The organism is Robinsoniella sp. RHS (genome assembly GCF_001029355.1).
Lineage (GTDB): Bacteria > Bacillota > Clostridia > Lachnospirales > Lachnospiraceae > Robinsoniella > Robinsoniella peoriensis.
The window spans coordinates 1-5,799 of sequence record NZ_JNGB01000191.1 but is presented as its reverse complement, the minus strand read 5'-3'; the positions used below and the strand labels follow the sequence as shown (position 1 = coordinate 5,799).

Below are 5,799 nucleotides of genomic sequence, written 5' to 3'. Positions count from 1 at the left end.
GCTTTACCTGGATGGAGAAGAAATAGACAGGGTAAATGCAGCAGGGACAGCAGTAATGCAGGAAGACCTCTATACGCTGGTTGGAATTCCCTTTGGTGAGCATACCCTCCGTGTTGAAGCGGTAGGACCTGAGATACAGTATCAGAACTATATTGAGGTGGATGCGTTTGAATATACTGGGGATACCAGTGAAGTAAAGGCGGATACCTTAAGTGTAAACCCGGACACAATATCCTTAAAGGTTGGAAAAACTACCAGCCTGAGTGTTGATGTACTAATGGGAACTGCACATGTGTATAATCAGGAAGTGGAAGTGGTCAGCAGCAATGAGGAGATCGTAAAAGTCAGCGATGGATTAACTGTTGCGGGAATTGGAATCGGATCTGCTGTACTTACCGTTACCAGCAAAGACCTGATAAAGGAAATACCGGTGGATGTAATGGGAAAAGCGGCTCTCAGAATGACCATAGACAATGAGCATCCGTTGATCATTCATCACATGGCAAGGGAAATGAACCCCTCAGAAGCTACCCCGGGACCAATTCAGGGCGGACATGATATCGTTACGTTCTGGAATCAGCTTCCGGAGAACCAGAAGCCATACTCTGCAATTGTCATCCATCCTGGGTATTACCTGAATGTAGATTATCCGGGGCATATGGAATTTTTAGATGAACAGACCAGACTTGCAGAGGAAAACCATATCCCGTTCTTTGTTATGGTTGGTAACTCATTTACGAGTAATTATCTGTCAAATGCCAAGGTGGCAGAGTATTACCAGAACTTTGAATATTTTATGGGAACTGCATATTCCGAGCTTCACAGTGCAGGGAATCGTACAAGGCTCAGCAACGAAATAGCGGATAAAATTGAATTGGCCGCTCAGTATGGCGGGTATGTCTGGGTTGCAGATATGAACGATGAGGGCGATTCTGTTGAGACAATTATCAATAATGAACGGTTTTACAATACGGCAAAAGAAAACAAAGAGAATCTTATTCTGATGTCGAAAACAACAAGTGCATGGAGCACAAACGTAAGCTATAATTCCTTTGAAAGCGTCACCTATGGTGCCTGGCTTTCCGATATGTGCGATAATTACGGTTCCCTGATCGATTCCTGGATGTGGTTTATCGAGGGTTACTGGAAGCTCTATGAAAATCCGGACGGAAGTATTGGAAGCCATGGACCGGAAGAGTGCAGAGGTGCATTTGCATTTCCGGAACTGCTCTATCCCATGCGTATGATCCAGGAGTCTATGAGTGGTGCTACGGTGTATTCCTTTGAACATCCGTTTAATTCAACCGGTATCCGTAACCAGATCGGACCCGTATATAATCATGCGATCAGTAAAGCAGTTGATTATATGCTGAATGAAAAAATACCGGATAAGGAAGAAATGCTGACGAAAACTAAAATCGCCTATGACAGCACAGATGGATCTCTCAATAACTTTGCAGGCTCCATGGGATGGAATGTGGTAGGCACCCTGTACGGAGATGGGGGGAAACAGGGAGATGAAAAAACCTTCATGACCCAGACTACAGGAAGGTACGGCATATTGCCATCCATTATTCCAAGAGCGATACAAGATTTTAAGGAGAAGAACGGAAATATTCTGACACTGACAAAATCCGATATCAGGAATTCCTATAATTCACCTGAAAAACTAAAAGAGCTGTTTGATGGAGCTTATCCTCAGACTTATACCGGTACCGGATATGCGTACAAACTGGATAATACCTGGTATACATACAATAGCAAATGGCAGCAGGAGATGAGACAGGAAGTAACCCTTCCCACCAATGACAGCAACACCGATATTCATGTGGAATATGATAACTACACCTATCTTCTGTTAAAAGAGGAAGACAATGCTTATAAGGTAAATCTGAATAACTTCCTTGTTGATAAGGATGATATCTGGGAAGGATATATTGCTACCGGGCCGGGAGAGACACAGCATTGGGATTCGGATAATAACGACTTGTGGCCTAAGTATCTGCTGAACAATTATATGCCGGATGGGGCAAGGAGAGATGAGCAGTTCCGCAATACTGTAATTACCCTGACGAATCAGGAAGAGGAGCCGGTAATTGAAGTGATAGACGGAATGTATGATTCCGGTAATAACCACAATCAGTACAGCACTCCAAAGGTCACCTATGACCCGGCAACAAAGGAAGCCAAAATATCCATAGACAGCAATGGGTGGGTTAATTTTGTGGTTCATAAAGTAATAAAAGCGGATAAGCAGCAATTACTGAGTAAGTTAAAAGAAGCAAAAGGGATAAATGCATCCTTATATACAGCGGATACTTATAAAGTGCTGGCAGATGCCATTCAATCAGCTCAGACAGTGGCAGATAATGAAAAAGCGGATCAGCAGCAGGTTGATGCAAGTACAGCCGCTTTGGTGAAAGCAATTGCCGGGTTGAAGAAGCTGCCTGCTCAGGCAGAATTGGATGCCCGCGCGGCAGAGCCTGTGATAAACCAGATCAACGGGATCAAAACGGTAACTCTGAACAGTGAAGCGCTTATAAAAGAAGCGCGTAATGCATATAACAAACTGACTCCTGCACAGAAAAACCTGGTTAAAAATTATTCGGTTTTAACTGCAGCAGAAACCCGCCTGGCACAATTACAATTTCAGTCTGTCCGGTTAACATTAAAGGCTGTACCTTATCAGTCTAAGAATATTAAGCTTAGCTGGAAAAAAGCAGCGGATGCGGACGGCTACGTTATTCAGGTCAAAAATAAAGGCAAATGGTCAACCGTAAAGAATATAAAAGGAAATGCAACGGTTTCTTATATTTATAAAAAGACCACTCCGGGAAGCAAGTACCAATTTTCCGTAAAAGCCTATAAAGTAATTGATCACAAAACAGTTTACAGCCAGAATCGGACAATTACCAAAAAAGCCGTTCCGGCAGCACCTGTTGCCAAGAGCAAAGTTTTACGGGGATCTGTGACTATATCCTGGAAAAAGGTAAGCGGAGCTTCCGGCTATGTGGTAATGAAAAAGACAGGAAAGACCTGGAGAAAGGCAGCGGAACTAAAGGCCGGTAAATTATCTTATAAAGATAAAGATGTGAAAAAGAATAAGAAATATACTTATAAAGTAAAGGCTTACAAAAAATCTGGCAAAAAAAATATTGCAGGCAGTTACAGTGCAGATATCAGCGTAAAAGCGAAATAGAAATAGTCAAATGAATTAAATACACAGCCGGACTTGAATAGTAGAAAAGCTATCTGGTCCGGCTGTAGCTGAATCGTGTCTGAATATCAGAAAGGAAAAGTACGATGAAGAATAAAACTTTTGCAATGCTGGGAGCACTTCTAATGCTTGCAGGTACATTGGGCGGGAACGGATTAGAGGTGAAAGCCTCGCCAAGGGAGGTGGCACAAATAACCGGAAACGGGGTATCGGTGACGTTTTTTCAGGAAGATGGCACGGTGCAGTTATCCTGTATAGAGGATGATGGCAATACTGCTTTTATGACCAGGAACTCGCAGGTCTCTTATCCAGTGGTGGGTGGGGAGGAAGTAACAGACTTTTCAGACTTTCAATGTGAAGTACAGGAAAATGTAACCGGAGCTGCGGGAGCCGGCAGCCGGATGACAATCACCTCCATTTCCAGCGGCAGGGGGATTCAGCGGTCGGTAGTCATTGAGACGGTAGATGAGGTAAAAGGCCTGCTCCATATCAGCACTTCTTATAGGGCAGAAGAAGAGGTAGATGCAGACGAATTTATTGACAGCAGATTCAGCCTGGATAATCCCTCAGATACAGTCTGGAGTTACAATGGCGGCGGTGAGGGGGCCCAGAGCCGATACGATACTTTACAGAAAATAGATCTGTCGGATGGTGAAAGCTTCTATAGGGAAAACTTACAGGATCAAACTGCGGCAGGTATTCCGGTGGCGGATATCTACGGGGAAGACGGGGGTATTACGGTGGGTGATGCCAGTGTGACCCGGCGACAGCTTTCTACGCCGGTAAACGAGAGGAATGGTACCGCTTATGTGTCCGTGAAACATCCAGGTGCAGTTATTACCCAAAGGGAAACAGAAATCAGCCAGAGCTTTGTCAATGTACACAGAGGCGACTATTATTCGGGGCTGCGGGGTTACGCCGATGGTATGAAGCAGATAGGATTTACCACACTCTCCCGGGAACAGATTCCTGAAAGCAGCTATGATCTCCGCTGGGAGAGCTGGGGATGGGAATTTGACTGGACAGTGGAACTGATTATCAATAAGCTGGACGAGTTAAAAGAGATGGGAATCAAACAGATTACCCTGGATGATGGCTGGTATAATGCCGCAGGAGAATGGGGGCTGAACAACTGGAAGCTTCCTAATGGTTCTTCGGACATGCGGCGTCTGACTGATGCAATTCATGAAAGGGGGATGACTGCAGTACTGTGGTGGCGCCCCTGTGACGGTGGAAGGGAAGACAGCGCATTATTTAAAGAGCATCCGGAGTATTTTATAAAAAACCAGGACGGAAGCTTTGGGAAGCTGGCAGGACCGGGACAGTGGAACAGTTTTCTGGGAAGCTGCGGTTATGCGCTGTGTCCTTTGTCAGAAGGGGCAGTACAGAGCCAGGTTGATTTTATTAACCGTGCTATGAATGAATGGGGATTTGATGGATTTAAAAGTGATTATGTATGGAGCCTTCCAAAGTGCTACAGTCAGGACCATCACCATGCATACCCGGAAGAATCCACAGAACAGCAGGCTGTGTTCTACCGGGCAGTTTATGAGGCTATGACAGCAAATGACCCGGATGCATTTCACCTTCTATGCAACTGCGGAACGCCACAGGATTATTACTCTCTGCCCTATGTAACCCAGGTGCCTACTGCCGATCCCACTTCTGTGGATCAGACAAGGAGAAGGGTAAAGGCATATAAAGCACTATGCGGTGATTATTTCCCTGTTACGACAGATCATAATGAAGTCTGGTATCCTTCAACCATAGGAACGGGAGCCATACTGATTGAAAAACGTGACTTGTCAGGCTGGGAAGAGGAGGAGTATGCAAAATGGCTTAAAATTGCTCAGGAAAACCAATTGCATAAAGGGACATTTATTGGGGATTTGTACAGTTACGGATATGACCCTTATGAAACCTATACGGTGGATAAAGACGGAGTCATGTATTATGCATTCTATAAAGACGGAAACCGGTACCGTCCGTCCGGTAACCCGGATATCGAATTAAAAGGGCTGGAAGACGGAAAGCTGTACCGCATCGTAGATTATGTAAATAATCTGGTAGTTGCCACAAATGTAACCATTAGCAATGCTGTATTTTCTTACCCTTTCAGCGATTATTTGCTGGTAAAAGCAGTAGAAATCAGCGAACCGGATACGGATGGACCTGGACCTGTACCGGATCCTGAGGGGACGGTAACAGTAGAGGAAGATGATCCTGAACTGGTATATACAGGAGATTGGGTAAGGGAAGAAAATGACGGATACCATGGAGGAGGAGCCCGTTATACGAAAGAAGCAGAAGCTTCTGTAGAATTGGCATTCTATGGAACAGGTGCTGCCTGGTATGGACAGCACGACGTTAACTTTGGTAATGCACGGATATATATTGACGGAACCTATGTCAAGACCGTATCATGCATGGGAGAACCTGGAATAAATATTAAATTGTTTGAAATCAGCGGCTTGGACTTAGCTTCCCACAGGATTAAAATAGAATGTGAGACACCGGTAATTGATATTGACAGGCTGACTTACATCAAAGGAGAAGAAGTTCCTGCTAAAGTAATGACGGCG

At 44.6% G+C, this 5,799-nt stretch carries 2 protein-coding genes; both read left to right on the top strand.

The window, feature by feature from the left end; translation table 11 throughout:
* Nucleotides 1–3,199: glycoside hydrolase family 98 domain-containing protein (locus RHS_RS27970; protein ID WP_047835036.1), on the top strand; the 3,199-nt coding region annotated here is incomplete at its 5' end.
* Nucleotides 3,200–3,303: 104 nt separating this feature from the next.
* On the top strand, nt 3,304–5,799 hold a 2,496-nt coding region (locus tag RHS_RS27965; protein ID WP_395023618.1), incomplete at its 3' end, for an alpha-galactosidase.